The following is a 16,910-nucleotide window of genomic DNA, read 5'->3' as shown; positions in this document are numbered from 1 at the left end:
CCTGGTTGAGAAATCATTCACGCCGGTTACGGCTCGTGATTAAGCGGGTCCATCAACTGACGCACATCTCGCTTGATGGTGTTGATTACACTGCGAGGGCTGCGGCGCTCGGTAGATACGATCAGATCAGCCGTCTCCAGATACAGCGATTCACGCTGCGCCATCAACTCACGCAGACGGGCGGCAGGATCCTCACATTGCAGGAGGGGGCGATTACGATCACGGGAAGTCCGCTTGACCAGCTGCTCGAGCGAGGCATGCAGATAAATGACCGTCCCACGCTCCTGCAGCATGCGCCGGTTGGCCTCTCGAATGATCGCCCCGCCGCCGGTTGCCATGACGACGCCGCGATGTCGAGTCAAACGATCGATGGTCCGGGTTTCACGATCGCGAAATCCGGACTCGCCTTCCACATCAAAGATCCAGGGAATATTACAGCCACATCGTCGCTCGATTTCATGATCACTGTCATAGAAAACGCGACGCAACTCGGCCGCCAGAAGGCGGCCGATCGTGCTCTTCCCGGTCCCCATGGGGCCGATCAAAAAGATATTCGGTAGCTCTTGCATCAGCGAATCAGGCTGTCATCTATAATTTTGGGTGTAATGAATACCAGCAATTCTACCTTGGAATTCGATTCCTCGGTATAGCGAAATAGATGACCCAGCAAAGGAATGTCGCCAAGCAGGGGGGTCTTGTACAGATTGCGCAACTGTTCAGTCGATAGAATACCGCCCAGCACAACCGTTTCACCGTCGTTGACCAGCACCTGGGTCTGGATCTCATTGGTGTCGATGGCCGGCGCGCCCTCGTACTGAGTGCTTGATACATCATCATTCTTGATCAACAGATCCATGATGATGCGATTATCCGGCGTGACCTGGGGAGTGACTTCCAGTGACAGCACTGCCTCCTTGAAGGCGACATTGGTCGCACCACTGGAGGTCGATTCCTGATAAGGGATTTCCTGCCCCTGCTTAATGACCGCCTTGCGCTGATTGGCCGTGATGACCCTTGGCTGGGAAATCGTCTGACTCTTGCCTTCGGTTTCGAGCGCGTTGAGCTCAAGATCAAGCAGCACATCACCTGACAGATAGCCGAAACTGAAGGAGGTCGTCGGATTATTGTCACTTCCCAGATCCACCGCCAGCCCCCCGTTACCGGCGATCCCGCTGGAAGCGCCGGATACATTGATACCACTGCCAGGCACTCGGCTTTTTGAAGCCCCCCAGCGCACGCCCAGCTCATTGGTAACACTCTCGCGAGCAATGACAATACGCGCTTCGATCTGTACCTGACGTACCGGAATATCAAGCCGGGAAATCGACTGACGCATTTGTGCCAGCTGCTCTCGCGTATCACGAACAAGCAATGTGTTTGTGCGGGGGTCCACCATGACGCGCCCTCTTGGCGACAGGAGCCCCATGCCCTCCTCCCCCTTCAATAAAAGCGCCAGATCCTCCGCCCGCGCATACCGCACCTGAATATAATCCATTGCCAGCTCTGCCAACTGCATCGCATTCTGATCCGCCGCCATTCGACGCTGAGACAGGGATACCAGCTCGTCCGCTGGCGCCACCATCAGCACACTGCCTTCCTGGCGACTGGCCAGCCCCTTGCTTTTCAGCACGATATCCAGCGCCTGATCCCATGGCACATTCTGCAGATCGAGGGTCACACTGCCCTGCACACTGTCGCTGACCACCAGGTTCAACCCTCCCTCCTCGGCCAGCAGGGACAGCACCGCACGAATATCGATGGCCTGAAAATCAAGCGTAATCAACTGCCCGGCATAATCGCGCTGGGCCGCCGGCGCAGAGCTTGCGGTGCGCGACGGGCGAGGAGGAATATCGACGGTCAAAAGGCGCCCCTGCTGCGCCACCAGTGGGGTTCCGCCGTCATGTGCGATGATAAAGCGGGTATCACCCTGTTCAACAGCCGGCGTAACACGTGATACCGGCGTGCCGAAATCGGTCACGTCCAGCACCTGATCCCAGGCTCGTGGCAATCGTGTCTCGGGCAAAACAAGTATCGCGCCCCGAGGCGTGGATTCCAGCCGGGCATCGACACCCGGGCGCGCGAGTTCGATCAATAGCCGTCCACGGCCGTCATCCCCACGCTTGAAGTCAATCGAAGTTACCTGCTGAATGGCCGACGCAGGCGATGAAGCCACTGGCGCAGGCGAACCAACGCCGCTTCCGGTAGAAGATGACGCATTCCCCGCCGCATCTTCCGGCATCAGGGTGATCCGCAGCACATTACCTGTTGCCGTATTGCTGACCTGATAAGGCCGACTGGCATTGATCACCAGTCGGAGCTTGCTGCGATTGCCCGACACCACTACATCATCCACCCCGTAACGCTTGACCGGCACCCGCGCCGAGGCCAGCCCATTGTCCACCCCGGCCAGATCCAGGACATAGCGCCAGGGGGAGGCGAGACTGTAACTTTGCGGCGCTGGCGGCATCTGATCAAAATGCAGATCAAGAAATACACGCTCGCGGGAATCTGCCGACACATTGATGGCATCAAGCGTTGCGCCCCACGCCGAGCCGGCCAGCAGGCACCATACTCCTGCCAGCATCACCCACTGCAGCACGGCCCGCATTGTTGTCATGAAAAAGCGCATCACCTTCTCTCTTTTTCAGGGCTGACCGGCCTCATTACCGCCCAGCGTCAAGACTGTCATTACGGCTTTCCAGCCACCCGAGGGTGACGACACAAGCTCTCGAATCACTACCTGCCGTGGTGATATCGCCACCACCTGCCCACTGTTCTCGCCCAGATACCCGCCCCTTTTAAGGCGTGACAACTTGCCATCCGGCCGCATGATCAATGCCACGGCCTCGGAGCGGGTAACCAGCGAGCCCGCCAGACGCAAGGAGGAGAGCGCAAAAAACTCCAGCGGCTCCTTTACACGGTCCGGCTGAGGCCGCAACCCTGCCACCGCCATGTCATTATCATCGCCGCCATCACCGGGCTGATACTTCATGAACGGGTCGCGCTGGCCACTGCCGGTATATGCCGGGACATCAAAGACCGGCACGACCGGCAGTGGCGCCACATTACCGCGCGGCTTGTCCCTCAGAACGTCAAGCTCGCTTCCCAGCCGGTCAAGCTCCGGCCTGTCACACCCCACCAGCACCGTGGTCAGAAGAACAATGACCGCGCCATATCGCCTCATGTCCCCTCCTTCGTACCGGCCAAAGCCTTGTCATGCCGATAGGTTCGGGCCTGAACATTAAGGATCAGCAAGGGGTCGATCGTTGAGGCAACACCCTGCTGCGCATCCGCCGTAACAGACACGGGGCTCAGAGTGAAATCATGCAGTGTCACGATCCGGGACAAGCTTGAAACACCTGCCACAAAGGCCGCCAAATGATGGTATTGACCCTGAACCTGGATCATGAAGGGCTGTTCGATATAAAAATCATGCTGTTGAGGGTCCTGAAGCCGAATGAAATCGATCGTCAGGGCATGCTCATGCGCCAGATCACTGACATCATCAATCAGTGCCGGGAGTTCGGCGCCGGAGGGCAGCATGCTGACCAGAGAGGCCATCTGCTGGTCAAGCTGCCTCATCTGCAGCGACAGCAGGGGCAGATTGGCAGCCTGAAAGGCCCGCAGCTCATAGGAGGACATCAACTGCTCTTCACGTGCACGATTGCTCTGAATCAGCCGGTCCACGTCATGAACCAGATACTGGTGCGCCGCCCACCAGGACAGCAGGGCAATCACCATACAGACCAGCGCCTTCAGCAGCCGTGGCCAGCTGCCGGCATTTGAGAGATCAAGATCGGATGCCTCCATGGCACGAATGGCACGCCACTGCTCATGCCAGAACTGACGCCTCATGGCTTGCCCTCCATGGCACCCTGTTTGCTGGAAGCCACCACCGCCATGTCGTGCGCTGTCACATCCATGGTGAAGCGCCGGGCACTCTGTCCTGCCGTGCCTGCCTGCACCTCTTCCAGACGTGGCTGTTCAAACACTGGCGAGCGCGACATGGCACGCAGCTGATCTGATACCTGACGGTTATTCTCGGCCATCCCCTGAAGCACAAGCCGGTCCCCCGTACGACTAATACGCTCGAAGTAGACTCCCGTGGCCAGCGTGGCGGTCAATTGATCAAATATCATGGGCGTCAGTGGCCGACGATGCTGTAACTCATTGATCAGCAGCATCTGCTGCTTCATGACTTCACGACGCTCCTCGAGGCTCTTTACCGCCTCGATGTTCTTTTCAAGCGCCTGTGTCCGCGCCTCGATGAATTCCAGACGAGCGCTGATCACCCCTTCAACATGTTTGGCATAAAGAAGCTCGCCCCCCGCCACCAGCCCCCCCAGGCAGACGGCCATGACCAGCACACGCTGGAACCGACGGGTATGACGCTCCCGCAGCCGCTCACGCCAGGGCATCAGGTTGATATCCACTCGCCGCCCCAGCGTATTCATGACGCAATCTCCTTCAAAGCCAGCCCACAGGCCGTCATCATGGCCGGCGCATCTCGGGACAGCGCGGTCACATCAATGCGCTTGCTGAGCGTCATGTCGGCAAAGGGGTCTGCCAGCACCACATCCAGCCCGCTTTCTCTGGCCAGTTGCTGAACAAAGCCGTCAAGCATGCTGGTGCCACCACACAGAATCAGGCGACGAATTTCACGTGCACCGGCAGCCGAGTAATAAAGCTGAAGCGAGCGCAACGCCTGCTGCACCAGTGATGTGCGAAACGGGGCCAGCAACCGCTCCTCGTAACGCTCCCGATCGCCCCGTTTTTTGGCAATGCCCGCCTCCTCCAGTGTCAATCGGTAGGTCTGACGAATTTCATCAGTCAGCTGGCGCCCTCCCATGACGCTATCCCGGGTATGCACGATGCGGCCGCCAGTGACTGCATGAAAACTGGTCATCGAGGCGCCGCAGTCCAGCAGGGCATCCGTGGTCTTTTCGAGCTGTTCAAGCGTGAGCGAAGCCGGCAGGAGTGCGCGGTAGGCCCGCTCCATCGCGAAGCCTTCAACATCCACTGCCACAGGTGTAAGGCCGGCCTCCGTGACCGCCGTAGTCAGCAGTTCAACATCCTGAAGGCGACAGGCAACCAGCATGATATCCTGCTGGTCCGGATAGCGATGATGTGGACCAAGACGCTGAAAATCGAGTGCGACTTCACTGAACGGATAAGGAATATGCTTGTCTGAGTCGAGCGCGATGCGTGCTTCGATATCATCATCGGAAAAGGACATCGGCAGCTGGATGACCTTGGTAATCGCCGCGGACGTCGGCAATGCCACAACGGCTCGGGTTGTTCTGGGTGACGCGTGATCAATGGCACGCTTGAGCGTCATGACGACCTCATCCATGTCACGGATGCGTCGTTCGACCACGGCGCCTTCAGGCACCGGACGCACGGCATAGCTTTCCACGCCAAAGCGTGAACCCTGACGGTTCAACTCGATCAACTTGACAGTCGCCGAGGTAATGTCGATGCCCAGCAACCCCTGGCCCTTAGCCTTGAAACCGAACACGGACGGTTCTCCCCATGAATGCAAGACACCCCGGTCTTGATGTTTTCAACGTCACGCCGATAGTGCTTCATGAACGGGACTGATTCCGGCAGGATGTGGCCGCAGTGCGCATACCCGCTTCAGGCGCTGGTGACACTGCGCCACACTCCTTATAATGCGGAGGCTGTGGATCGTCTCACCCATCCAGGCATGACCGCCTCCCCAATCGACGGACTGCGTTTTTCATGAAGTTTTTCAGACGTTTCGTTTCCCGGATCCTGTTCTTTCTGGTGTCTTTAACGGCAGGCATAGCCCTGTCTGTAACCGGCGCGGCACTGTACTTTGCACCCAGCCTGCCGGACGTTCATCAGCTCCAGAACTATCAGTTGCAGATGCCGCTTCGCATCTATACCGAAGACGGCAAGCTGCTTGACGAATTCGGATCCCAGAAGCGCCAGCTGGTAACCTACGATGAAATTCCACCGCAGTTTGTCCATGCACTGATGGCTGCCGAGGATTCAGGCTTTTTCCATCATCCGGGCATTGACCCCAAGGGGCTTCTGCGAGCCTTCGTACAGCTCGGGGCCAGCGGAGACATTCAGTCCGGTGGCAGCACCATTACCATGCAGGTTGCACGCAACTACCTGCTGACGCTGGATCAGACCTTCACCCGCAAGATCCGCGAGATCCTGCTGTCATTGCAGATGGAACAGATCCTGAGCAAGCAGCAGATCATGGAACTCTACGTCAACAAGATTTACCTCGGGCAAGGCTCCTACGGCATTGGTGCTGCGGCCGAAGCCTATTTCGACAAGCCGCTCGGTGAGCTGTCCCTTCCGGAAATGGCGACCATTGCCGGGCTGCCCAAGGCGCCTTCAAGCCTGAATCCGATTGCCAACCCGGAACGCTCGTTGATTCGCCGCAACTGGATCCTGTTGCGCATGCGCAACCTGAATTACATAGATGAAGCGACTTACAAGCAGGCTGTTCAGTCCCCCATCGAGGTCTCGCGTCACCGCACGGAGCCGGAAGTCCAGGCGCCCTATATCGCTGAAATGGCGCGGCGCTACGCCCTTGAACATTATGGCGACAAGGCCTATACGGGCGATTACCGCATCACTACCACGATCAACAGCACCTATCAGGAAGATGCTCGCAAGGCACTGGTCAAGGGGCTGATCGACTATGACACTCGCCATGGCTGGCGCGGCGTCGAGAAAAAGGGCATTCCCAAGCGCCTGGCTGATGCACAGGACAGTGCAGATCGCCGGGGGCTGGAAGAAGAACTGGCAGAATCACCGGAAGTGGAACAGACCGCACGCCAAGCCGCGGAACGCAGCCGCACACAGGTCGACGGGATCGAGGGCGATGCCAGTAACTGGGTCAATGTGCTGGACAATACGCCGGCCTATGGACCACTTCAGCCTGGTATCGTGGTCAGCACCGATGGCCGCCAGATGAAGGTACTGTCCCGCTATGACGGCGTCATCACCATCGACTGGGATGGCCTTGAGTGGGCGCGCGAATTCAAAAGCGCCAAGTGGCGTGGCGGTGTACCCGCATCAGCCGAGGCCATCGCCCACCGTGGCGATCTGATCCGCATCATGAAGGACGGCGATCACTGGCGCCTGTCACAGATGCCCGATGCTGAAGCCGCCATGGTGGTTCTTGACCCCCGGACCGGCGCAGTGCGCGCCCTGCAGGGCGGGTTCGATTTCCACTACAGTGAGTTCAACCGCGCCACGCAGGCACGTCGCCAGGCAGGCTCCAACTTCAAGCCGTTCATTTATCTGAGCGCGCTGGAAAATGCCGGCATGTCACCGGCGACCATCATCAACGATGCACCGGTCGTCCAGGGCGGTCCAAAGGATGGCTGGCGCCCGGAAAATGCCGAGCTCAACTTCATGGGCCCCACCCGGCTCCGGGTCGGCCTTTATCGCTCGCGCAACCTGGTATCCATACGTACCCTGCAGGCTACCGGCCTTGATACCACCATCGCCTTCCTTGAAAAGATGGGCTTCAATAAGAAGGAGCTGCCCCACGGCCTGTCGCTGGCCCTTGGCAGCGCCTCGATCAGCCCTCTTGAAATGGCCCGCGGCTACGCTGAAATTGCCAACGGGGGCTACAAGGTAACGCCCTGGTTCATCAAGCGCGTACAGCAGGGTGATGAAGGCCCGAACCTGCTGGATACCACGCCGCCGCCGATCGCCTGCCCTCAGTGCGATCCGACCCAGAGCACAGTCAGGATGGATGGGCGCATCTACCCGGTAGCCGAACGCATTGCATCGCCTGAAGCGGTCTACATGCTGCGCAGCATGATGGAAGACGTCATCCAGAAAGGCACCGGCCATGCAGCGAAAGCCCTTGGCCGTGATGACCTGGCCGGCAAGACAGGGACCAGCAACGATCAGCGCGATGCATGGTTCTCCGGCTTCAACAGCAAGCTGGTCGCCTCGGTATGGGTCGGCAAGGACTCCAACAAGACCACTGGCGAGTACGGCGCGCAGGCCGCCCTGCCGATCTGGATGGATTTCATGGGCAAGGCACTGAAGGGAACGCCTTCTGCTCGCATGGAACGCCCGGCAGATATCATTACCGCACGAATAGACCCGGAGACCGGAAAGCGGCTGCAGGATAACGAGCCGGGTGGCATCACGGAAATCTTTACGAAAGACCGCCTGCCCCCCTACCAGGAGCGCTCCGTTCGCCCCGAACTGGAAGATCAGAGCGGCTCACAGGGCACCGGCAGTTACGACGCCATTTTCTAGGCACACAAGGCCACCGACTGGTATCGGTGGCCTTTTATATCACCCGACTATGCCGACACCATGACAACTTCAGCTTCACCCCGACCGCTGTCCGGATGGCCCCTGATGACAGGCATCCTGTGGCTTGTTGCCTCGACTTCTGCCATGGCGGCCGACGATAACCTGTTTTATGCGCCTCCGGCAGCCTCTGACAAGGAAACGGGCATCAGTGGCAACGCCGAGCTGGGCTATACCAGCCTGTCCGGCAACAGTAACAGCGAGACCCTGCTCGCCAAGGGGTCGATGACCTGGTACACAGGGCCCTGGACACGCACCCTGCGGGCCGAAACCAAGCGCGTGGAAGACAATGACCGGGTCAGTGCCGAAGAATACCTGCTGGGAGCCAGGCAGCGATTGAGCCTTGAAGGCCCGCACTACCTGTTCAACCTGGCACGGTATGACAAGGAACGGTTTTCAGGCTACGACTATCAGGCTACGGTCATTGCCGGCTATGGTCGCCATATTCTGAGTGAGTCACCACACCACCTGTCGCTGGAAACCGGCCCGGGATTTCGTCGCGACGCCCTTGAAAGCGGGGGTGACCGAAATTTGCTCGTCGGTTACGGCGCGCTTGACTACGTATATGACTTTTCAGCCAGTGCCACCTTTGAACAGGAGCTTTCTGTCGAAGCCACCATAGACAACATTATCTCACGCTCCTACAGCGCCATCTCCGTGCCGCTGAATGACCATCTCGCACTGAAGTTTTCCCACGAAATCAAAAACAACAGCAACACACCTGACGAAGCGGATGTAGATACGGATACCACCACAGCCGCTTCGATTCTTTACAATTTCTGAACACTGTTTTATTTCACTGACGCTAGAGTAGATGGCCTGGTATCGCCCCATTAGACGGGTTGAGCCTACACGGTAATGTCAGTCTTTCCATCACGTATTTCCCTCGCTCGAGAACATGATCCCATGGCCATTTCCTATACCGGCTGCCTCACCCTTGGTGGCTGTCTTGCGATTGCGACCGCCCTTTCTCTGCCTGCCCATGCAGACGACGATATCGACTTCGATGACACATTCAATGCACTTGACCATCGCACCGAGAAGGGCTTTGAGGGCAGCGCCGAATTCGGCTATACCCGCCTGACAGGCAACAGTGACAGTGAAACCCTGCTGAGCAAGGGAACCGGTACCTGGTACGACGACGCCTGGAGTTACAGCCTGCACGGGGAAGCTACCAGTGCCAGCGAAGACGGCGAGCAATCTGCCGAGGAATATATTGCAGCGGGCCGCACGCGCTATAACCTGGATGACCGGAACTACCTGTTTGGGGTCGTACGCTGGGACAAGGACCGCTTCAGCGGTTATGACTCTCAAACCACGCTGGCGGGTGGTTACGGGCGCCAGCTGCTCGAAGGCCCCGTCCATACCCTATCACTTGAAGGCGGCCCGGGGCTTCGCCATGACGTCTACGACGACGGTGACGTCAAGAACCTGGCGCTGGCCTACGGCGCGGTGAACTACAAGTGGCAGGTCTCCGACACGGCAGCCTTCACGGAAGGTGTGGTCGGCGAAGCTACCGATGAAAACGTGATTGGTCGTTCGGAAACCGCACTGCAGGTGGCGATCAATCAAACACTGTCACTAAAGGTAGCCTACCAGGTCGAGCACAATACCAATCCACCATCAGACGCCGAATCCAAAACGGATACTCGGACAGCCGTTTCGCTGGTGTACGGCCTGTAAGACAGTAACCCTGTCCTGTAGACGTAAAAAAAGCCCGCGCAAGCGGGCTTTTTTACACCACTGCACGCCAAATCAGCGCGCGTAAACGTCTTCAACACGCTTCAGCGGATAATGTGCCGGGAAGCCTTTCTCTGCCACGCCGGAATCGATCGCAGCCTGCGCTACCGCAGAGGAAACACGATCCAGCAAACGGGAATCCATCGGAGTCGGCAGAATGTACCCACGACCAAAGGACAGGGCGTCAACTTCATAGGCATCCAGAACTTCCTGGGTTACCGGCTCCCGTGCAAGATCCTTCAGTGCATGCACTGCCGCCACTTTCATGGCCTCGTTGATTTCAGTGGCCCGCACATCAAGCGCACCACGGAAAATGAACGGGAAGCCCAGTACATTATTGACCTGATTGGGGTAATCGGAACGCCCGGTCGCCATGATGACATCATCACGGGCTTCATTGGCCACGTCCGGATGAATTTCAGGATCAGGGTTCGAACAGGCAAAAACGACGGGTGAGTCCGCCATCTTCTTCAATTGCTCAGCCGAGAAAAGGTTCGGGCCGGACAGCCCCAGAAACACGTCGGCTCCTTCGATGACATCATCCAGCGTCCGATGATCAGTCTCGTTGGCAAACATTGCCTTGTACTGATTGAGGTCTTCACGCTCGGCGTGGATAACACCATTCCGGTCGAGCATGGCCATGTTCTCAACCTTCGCCCCGCAGGAAATCAGCAGTTTCATGCAGGCAATGGCGGCCGACCCCGCGCCCAGACAAACGATACGCGCCTCTTCAAGCCGCTTGCCGGCAATCGACAGGGCATTCAGAAGGCCGGCCGCTGTGACAATGGCTGTCCCGTGCTGATCATCATGAAACACGGGGACGTTGCAGCGCTCCTTGAGGGCCTGTTCGATTTCAAAGCACTCCGGCGCCTTGATGTCTTCCAGATTGATGCCGCCCCAGGTATCGGCAATGCGGGCAACCGTATCGATAAATGCCTGCGGGCTTTCCGCGTCTACCTCGATATCGATGGCGTTGACCCCGGCGAAGCACTTGAACAATACCCCCTTGCCCTCCATCACCGGCTTGCTGGCCAGCGGGCCCAGGTTACCCAGCCCCAGAATGGCCGAACCATTGGAGATTACCGCCACAAGGTTGCCCTTGCCGGTATAGAGATAGGCGGTTTCAGGATCCTTCGCTATTTCACGAACAGGCTCCGCCACGCCGGGACTGTAAGCCAGCGCCAGATGCTTCGCGGTTGTCGTCGGCTTGGTGACCTCAATCGACAATTTGCCAGGAATCGGTTTGGCGTGGTAATCCAGCGCCGCCTGTCGTTTGGAATCGCTCATGGTCTCTTTTCCTGTATCGTCATGGTGTCACTCAGGACCAGAGTATATAAAAAGCCCACGCTCAACAACTTTACTAACCCCCCGCCACCATTGAACTTTTATCCATCACAAGGGGGTTATGGGTAGCCTTTTCGACATAATGAAACCCTTATCCGAGTGCCACATGCAGACACAAAAAAGCCCGCCGAAAAGGCGGGCTCCTTGCTGGCCGGGAGAACATCCCGACCACACCACTCAGCGCTTGATGGAAGCACCGAAACGCTTGTTGAAGCGCTCGACACGGCCACCGGTAGTCGCCTGCTTCTGCTTGCCGGTATAGAAAGGGTGGCACTGTGAGCAGACGTCGACAGTAAAGTCGTCGCTGGACGTGGTGCCAATTGCAAACTCTGCGCCGCAGGAGCAGGTAACGTTGACGTGGTTGTAATTCGGATGGATCGACTGTTTCATCGGGATGACCTCTTGAGGCATGCCGCCACCTGATCTACTGCCAGGCACCGCATACGGATGTGGAAAAGTGAAGTCCCTGGCACACGCCGGGATGCCATTACTCCGGGAGTATGTTCTACTGGCGTGCCCAGAAGGCCGCGAATTCTAGCAGTTTTTATTGACAGAGGCCACCCGTTTTGCCCGACCCGTTTTCGGCCACACCACGTATCATTGAAGTGGCCATACCGACTCCCTTGCGCCGCTGCTTTGACTACCTGCCGGGCCCTGACACGCCTGTGCAGGGCTGGCAGCCAGGCCTGCGTGTAAAACTGAGCTTCGGCCACCGGGACATGGTCGGTATCGTGGTAGGCACCAAACAGGACAGCGATGTCCCCACGTCACGCCTCAAGCCCATCAAGGCCTTGATCGATCAGACCCCGCTGCCGGCAGACTGGCTGGCCCTGTGCCGCTTTACGGCACGTTATTACCAGCATAGCCTGGGCGATACCCTGTTTCAGGCCCTGCCGGTACTGCTTCGTCAGGGAAGACCGCTGGAAGCCCGAACCCTGGACCGCTGGCGATTGACGTCGCGAGGCCAGAACACCAGCGCCGAGCAGCTGGGCCGGGCTCATAAACAGGCCGAGCTGCTCGATATGCTGCGTCAGCATCGACGCGGCATGCCGCATACTGCCATTACGGCACAGGGCTTTACACGCCAGCAGCTGGAAGCCCTCGCCGGCAAGGGCCTGGTAGAGGTACATACGGAACAGGCCATTGCCCCTCCACGGGACAACCATGAAACTCTGGCCGAGCCGTCCCTGACACTCAGCAGGGAGCAAAGCGAAGTGCTCGCGGCCCTGCATGCCCAGTTGGGCCGGTTTTCTCCCAGTCTGCTTCACGGCGTGACAGGCAGCGGCAAGACCGAAGTGTATCTTCAGCTGATCGAAGCCGTCCTGCACCGTCGGCAGCAGGCGCTGGTCCTGATACCGGAAATCGGTCTGACACCCCAGACCCTCGACCGGTTTCGGCGTCGCTTCAATGTGCCGATCGTGGCCCTTCACTCGGGCATGAGCGACAACGAGCGGCTTGACGCCTGGGAAGCCGCTGGCGCGGGGCGCGCCCGGATCATCATCGGGACCCGCTCCGCAGTCTTCACCCCCATGGCAGCCCTGGGCATCATCATCATCGATGAAGAGCATGACGATTCCTTCAAGCAGCAGGATGGCCTTCGCTATCACGCACGCGACCTGGCACTGGTGCGCGCCCAAAGTGAGCATATTCCCGTGGTACTCGGCACGGCCACCCCTTCACTGGTCACGCTCAGGCATGCGAGGGATGGCCGCTATCACCACCTCCACCTGACCAGGCGCGCCGGTCACAGCCGCAAGGCGCACATCGAACTGCTGGATATTCGTGGTCGTCCTCAGGATGGTGGACTCACGCCTCCGGCACTGGAGGCCATCCGCGAGCAGCTTGCGCTCAAACGACAGGTGCTGATCTTCATCAACCGTCGAGGCTACGCGCCCACGCTGGCATGTCATCAGTGCGGCTGGCTGGCTGAATGCCCCCGGTGCGATGCCAGACTGACCCTGCATCGGCATCCTCCGGAACTGATCTGCCACCATTGCGATCATCATGTCGCCCTCCCGGATGCCTGTCCGTCCTGTCACAGCGGCGACCTTCGTCCGCAGGGCAGCGGTACCGAGCGCACCGAGGATGCCCTGGCTACCGCCTTTCCGGACACGCAGGTACTTCGCGTCGACAGGGACAGCACCCGCCGCAAGGATGCCCTTCAGCACACCCTGGACATCATTCACCGGGGCGATCCCTGCCTGCTCGTCGGTACCCAGATGCTGGCCAAGGGCCACCACTTTCCCCACATTACGCTGGTGGTAGTGGTCAATGCCGATGGCGGCCTTTACAGCGCCGATTATCGCGCCCTTGAAACCAGCGCCCAGTTACTGATCCAGGTGGCAGGCCGCGCCGGGCGCGCCGAGCACCCCGGCCGCGTATTGATCCAGACCCACCACCCGGATGACCCCGGCCTGCTTCTGCTCGCCGAGCAGGGTTACGATGCGCTGGCAGAGCGGCTGCTGGTAGAGCGCAGGCAGGCAGGGCTGCCCCCCTACCGCCACCTTATGCTGCTGCGCGGTGAAAGCCCTCATCAGCAGAACCTGCTTGAGCTGTTCGGTCGTGTCGGTGAGGCGCTGAGGGGCCATGTCGCTGCCCACGACATCAGGGTGGACTGCCTGGGCCCCGTACCGGCACCGATGGAACGGCGCCAGGGTCGCTATCATGTTCAGCTCATGCTGGCCGCCGATGGCCGGGCGCCCCTGCACGATGCCGGCGCCTGGCTAGTACACTACATGGAGCAGTTACCGGAGGCTCGACGACTCCGCTGGTCCCTCGATGTAGACCCGGTGGCACTCGACTAGTACTGCAGAAGTTTTGACACGGCGGCTGCTTGCACGATAATGGCCGGTTCGGACACCATCGCGAACCTCTTCGCGGCCGGCGCCCTGACGCACACCCTTTCGGCGCGCCTCGCTACGCCGCCCGTATTTTTGCCATCAACGGTGAGCGGCCCTCACCAGGACTTTCGAACCGACTAATCATGAAAGAGACCATCCTCGAACTGCTCACCGCCGCGCTTGACACCCTGAAACACCAGGGCGTTCTGCCTGCTGACGTCGCACCGTCCATCAAGATTGACGCCACGAAAGACAAGGCACACGGCGACTACGCCACCAATCTGGCGCTGATGCTGGCCAAACCGGCCGGCAAGCCGCCCCGCGCTCTGGCCGAAGCACTGATCGATGCCCTGCCCGAGAGCAGCGCCCTGAGCCGGGTCGACATCGCCGGCCCCGGATTCATCAATTTCTTTGCCAATACCGAAGCAGCTGCCCAGGTCATCACCACGATTTTCGAGCAGGGCGATGCATTCGGTCGCAACCAGAATGGCAACAATGAGCAGGTTCAGGTCGAGTTCGTATCCGCCAACCCGACCGGCCCGCTTCACGTCGGTCATGGCCGTGGCGCGGCCATCGGCGACAGCCTCAGTCGGCTGCTGGAAGCCAGTGGCTACGCCGTGACTCGCGAGTTCTACTACAACGATGCCGGTGCACAGATCGATAACCTGATGCTGTCGGTGGCCGCCCGCGTCAAGGGGCTGGAACCCAGCGATCCGGCCTGGCCCAAGGATGGCTACCGGGGCGAGTACATCAAGGACGTCGCCCGCGCCTATATGAGCGGCGAGACAGTGACCGCCGGCGACCGCGCCACTACGGCCAAGGGTGACCCGACGGATGAAAGTGCCATTCGTGACTTTGCCGTGGCATATCTGCGCCGCGAGCAGGATCTCGACCTGCGCGCCTTCGGCGTTGAATTTGATGTCTATTTTCTGGAATCGGCACTGTACCGTGACCACAAGGTCGATGAGACGGTCAAGGCGCTGGTCAGTGGAGGACATACCTACGAGTCCGATGGTGCCCTGTGGCTCAAGACCACGGATTTCGGGGATGACAAGGACCGGGTCATGCGCAAGCGTGAAGGCGGCTATACCTACTTCCTGCCTGACGTTGCCTATCACCTGGACAAGTGGAACCGCGGCTTTACCACCGTGATCAACGAACAGGGCGCAGATCATCACTCCACCATCACCCGCGTGCGCGCCGGCCTGCAGGCACTGAACGCCGGTATCCCGCAGAACTGGCCGGACTACGTGCTTCACCAGATGGTACTGGTCACTCGCTCCGGTCAGGAGGTCAAGATTTCCAAGCGGGCCGGCAGCTACGTTACCCTGCGCGATCTTATCGATGAAGTCGGCCGTGATGCCACACGCTACTTCCTGGTTGCACGCGCCGCCACGTCCCAGATGACCTTTGATATTGATCTGGCTCGCTCACAGACCAATGACAACCCGGTCTATTACATTCAGTATGCCCATGCACGCGTCTGCAGCGTGCTGCGCAAGGCCGAGCGTGATGACAGGGCATTCGATTCATCCGAAGGACTGGCCAACCTCGCCCTGCTTGAAGATGATCGTGAAAAGAACCTGATGAACCGTCTTGCGGCCTGGCCGGAGCTGGTTGCCCGTGCAGCCGCCGCTCGTGAACCCTATCAGGTCGCACAGTACCTGCAGGAACTCGCCGGAGAATTCCACTCCTGCTACAACGCGGTCAAGGTCATGGTTGACGACAGCGCCACACGCAACGCGCGCCTTTGCCTGGGTGTCGCCGTACGACAGGTACTGCGCAACGGTCTGGCCATTCTGGGCGTCAGCGCGCCCGAGGAGATGTAAATGGCTCGCACGCCTGCCAAAAAGCCGGCACCCAAACGCAAGGGCGCCACCACACAGCGCGGCGGTGCCAGGAAAAAGCCGCTGACCGGCCCGCTGATTCCGGGGTGGCTGTGGGCCGCCTTCGGTATCGTCGGCGGGTTTGCCTTTGCCTATTACCTGCTGCACGACGAGCCGGCACCGGCAACGCCGTCTCAACCGGCCGCAGTGATTGCCAAGCCTGCGAACAAGCAGGACTCGGCCACGGCCCGCACGAAGGATGGCACGCCGGCATCGAAGGACGAGAATGCCGATGGCGAAAAGATGCCGACCTTCGAGTTCTATACCCTGCTGCCTGAAACCGAGGTCATTGCCCCGGATGTGGATGCTTATCGGTCGACGCCACGCACACCGGATCCCATTGCCACCATTGCAAGCAAGGCAGAAACGCGCCAGAAAACCGCCACCGCTGACAACAGCGCCGCCGCTCCTCAGCTTGAGAAGGGCAAGCGCTATCTCCTGCAGGCCGCCTCGTTTCAATCCAGGGACGATGCACAAAAGCTGGCCGACAAGCTCAAAAACCTTGGTATCACGACTCAACTGACCAGTGTCACCACCGCGGACAACACCACCTGGTACCGTGTTCAGGGTGGGCCTTACAGCGACACACGTGAACTGGCACGCGCTCGTGGCCTGATGCAGACCCAGGGCATCGACCCGCTGGTAATGAAACAGAAATAAGCCCTTTCCGGCCCCCTCGGGGGCCGCCTGCCTTGAGTTCTCGCTCGACCGACCTCATTTCCCCTTCATGATCTCCCATGGCGCCGTCACGCGGTGTCAAAGTCACCTGGGGTTTTCC

14 protein-coding genes are annotated in these 16,910 nt (G+C 59.4%); 6 read left to right on the top strand and 8 right to left on the bottom strand.

Features of this window, described 5'->3' with window-relative positions; translation table 11 throughout:
* Positions 1-26: 26 nt before the first annotated feature.
* Genes aroK through pilM form a run of 6 tightly spaced genes read right to left on the bottom strand, consistent with a single transcriptional unit; the run spans position 27 to position 5,518 of the window.
* Complete coding sequence (gene aroK / locus OQ287_RS08960; RefSeq protein WP_250935374.1) at positions 27-569, bottom strand: shikimate kinase AroK; 543 nt, start codon at positions 567-569, stop codon at positions 27-29.
* Positions 569-2,617, bottom strand: a complete 2,049-nt coding sequence (gene pilQ, locus OQ287_RS08955; RefSeq protein ID WP_265896212.1) for a type IV pilus secretin PilQ — start codon at positions 2,615-2,617, stop codon at positions 569-571. The genes aroK and pilQ overlap by 1 nt, the downstream gene beginning before the upstream one ends.
* A 27-nt stretch (positions 2,618-2,644) precedes the next feature.
* Positions 2,645-3,184, bottom strand: coding sequence for a pilus assembly protein PilP (locus OQ287_RS08950; RefSeq protein WP_265896211.1), 540 nt, complete (start codon positions 3,182-3,184; stop codon positions 2,645-2,647).
* A complete protein-coding gene (locus OQ287_RS08945) occupies positions 3,181-3,855 on the bottom strand; it encodes a type IV pilus inner membrane component PilO (protein ID WP_265896210.1) in 675 nt (224 codons plus the stop codon). The genes OQ287_RS08950 and OQ287_RS08945 overlap by 4 nt, the downstream gene beginning before the upstream one ends.
* The gene (locus tag OQ287_RS08940; RefSeq protein ID WP_250935364.1) at positions 3,852-4,454 is read right to left on the bottom strand and encodes a PilN domain-containing protein; all 603 of its coding nucleotides are present in this window, start codon (positions 4,452-4,454) and stop codon (positions 3,852-3,854) included. Before OQ287_RS08940 ends, OQ287_RS08945 begins: the two co-directional genes overlap by 4 nt.
* Positions 4,451-5,518: a type IV pilus assembly protein PilM gene (gene pilM / locus OQ287_RS08935; protein ID WP_265896209.1), complete on the bottom strand. Its 1,068-nt coding sequence runs from the start codon at positions 5,516-5,518 to the stop codon at positions 4,451-4,453. Before pilM ends, OQ287_RS08940 begins: the two co-directional genes overlap by 4 nt.
* A 224-nt stretch (positions 5,519-5,742) precedes the next feature.
* On the opposite strand from pilM, the gene OQ287_RS08930 reads away from it, so the two are divergent.
* From OQ287_RS08930 to OQ287_RS08920, 3 genes are all read left to right on the top strand, one after another.
* Entirely contained in the window at positions 5,743-8,265 is a 2,523-nt protein-coding gene (locus OQ287_RS08930; protein WP_250935360.1) for a penicillin-binding protein 1A, read from the top strand.
* Between the two features lie 105 nt (positions 8,266-8,370).
* Complete coding sequence (locus OQ287_RS08925) at positions 8,371-9,105, top strand: DUF481 domain-containing protein (RefSeq protein ID WP_250935359.1); 735 nt, start codon at positions 8,371-8,373, stop codon at positions 9,103-9,105.
* A 123-nt stretch (positions 9,106-9,228) separates the two neighbouring features.
* The gene (locus tag OQ287_RS08920) at positions 9,229-10,005 is read left to right on the top strand and encodes a DUF481 domain-containing protein (protein WP_250935358.1); all 777 of its coding nucleotides are present in this window, start codon (positions 9,229-9,231) and stop codon (positions 10,003-10,005) included.
* A gap of 72 nt (positions 10,006-10,077) precedes the next feature.
* Here OQ287_RS08920 and OQ287_RS08915 read toward each other — a convergent pair whose 3' ends face one another.
* Together OQ287_RS08915 and rpmE are read right to left on the bottom strand one after the other, a co-directional pair.
* Positions 10,078-11,349, bottom strand: coding sequence for a malic enzyme-like NAD(P)-binding protein (locus OQ287_RS08915; RefSeq protein ID WP_250935357.1), 1,272 nt, complete (start codon positions 11,347-11,349; stop codon positions 10,078-10,080).
* A 234-nt stretch (positions 11,350-11,583) separates the two neighbouring features.
* Positions 11,584-11,796, bottom strand: a complete 213-nt coding sequence (gene rpmE / locus OQ287_RS08910; RefSeq protein WP_250937955.1) for a 50S ribosomal protein L31 — start codon at positions 11,794-11,796, stop codon at positions 11,584-11,586.
* A gap of 176 nt (positions 11,797-11,972) precedes the next feature.
* Here rpmE and OQ287_RS08905 point away from each other — a divergent pair, with 176 nt between their 5' ends.
* The 3 genes from OQ287_RS08905 (at position 11,973) to OQ287_RS08895 (ending at position 16,792) form a co-directional block, all read left to right on the top strand.
* Positions 11,973-14,210 (top strand): primosomal protein N', encoded by a 2,238-nt coding sequence (locus OQ287_RS08905; RefSeq protein ID WP_265896208.1) that lies wholly within the window; start codon positions 11,973-11,975, stop codon positions 14,208-14,210.
* A gap of 179 nt (positions 14,211-14,389) precedes the next feature.
* A complete protein-coding gene (argS, locus tag OQ287_RS08900; RefSeq protein WP_250935355.1) occupies positions 14,390-16,075 on the top strand; it encodes an arginine--tRNA ligase in 1,686 nt (561 codons plus the stop codon).
* Positions 16,076-16,792, top strand: a complete 717-nt coding sequence (locus OQ287_RS08895) for an SPOR domain-containing protein (protein ID WP_265896207.1) — start codon at positions 16,076-16,078, stop codon at positions 16,790-16,792.
* Positions 16,793-16,910: the final 118 nt, after the last annotated feature.

The organism is Larsenimonas rhizosphaerae (assembly GCF_026240105.1).
Classification (GTDB): domain Bacteria; phylum Pseudomonadota; class Gammaproteobacteria; order Pseudomonadales; family Halomonadaceae; genus Larsenimonas; species Larsenimonas rhizosphaerae.
The sequence above is the reverse complement of the archived record's forward strand: the minus strand, read 5'-3'. Positions and strand labels throughout refer to the sequence as shown.

Excerpts from the sequence above, each read along its gene's own strand:
- aroK (WP_250935374.1), bottom strand. The coding sequence starts at position 569 with ATGCAAGAGCTACCGAATATCTTTTTGATCGGCCCCATGGGGACCGGG.
- OQ287_RS08945 (WP_265896210.1), bottom strand. The coding sequence starts at position 3,855 with ATGAGGCGTCAGTTCTGGCATGAGCAGTGGCGTGCCATTCGTGCCATG.
- OQ287_RS08925 (WP_250935359.1), top strand. The coding sequence starts at position 8,371 with ATGACAGGCATCCTGTGGCTTGTTGCCTCGACTTCTGCCATGGCGGCC.
- OQ287_RS08950 (WP_265896211.1), bottom strand. The coding sequence starts at position 3,184 with ATGAGGCGATATGGCGCGGTCATTGTTCTTCTGACCACGGTGCTGGTG.
- OQ287_RS08930 (WP_250935360.1), top strand. The coding sequence starts at position 5,743 with ATGAAGTTTTTCAGACGTTTCGTTTCCCGGATCCTGTTCTTTCTGGTG.
- OQ287_RS08915 (WP_250935357.1), bottom strand. The coding sequence starts at position 11,349 with ATGAGCGATTCCAAACGACAGGCGGCGCTGGATTACCACGCCAAACCG.
- pilQ (WP_265896212.1), bottom strand. The coding sequence starts at position 2,617 with ATGACAACAATGCGGGCCGTGCTGCAGTGGGTGATGCTGGCAGGAGTA.
- argS (WP_250935355.1), top strand. The coding sequence starts at position 14,390 with ATGAAAGAGACCATCCTCGAACTGCTCACCGCCGCGCTTGACACCCTG.
- OQ287_RS08940 (WP_250935364.1), bottom strand. The coding sequence starts at position 4,454 with ATGAATACGCTGGGGCGGCGAGTGGATATCAACCTGATGCCCTGGCGT.
- rpmE (WP_250937955.1), bottom strand. The coding sequence starts at position 11,796 with ATGAAACAGTCGATCCATCCGAATTACAACCACGTCAACGTTACCTGC.
- OQ287_RS08895 (WP_265896207.1), top strand. The coding sequence starts at position 16,076 with ATGGCTCGCACGCCTGCCAAAAAGCCGGCACCCAAACGCAAGGGCGCC.
- OQ287_RS08920 (WP_250935358.1), top strand. The coding sequence starts at position 9,229 with ATGGCCATTTCCTATACCGGCTGCCTCACCCTTGGTGGCTGTCTTGCG.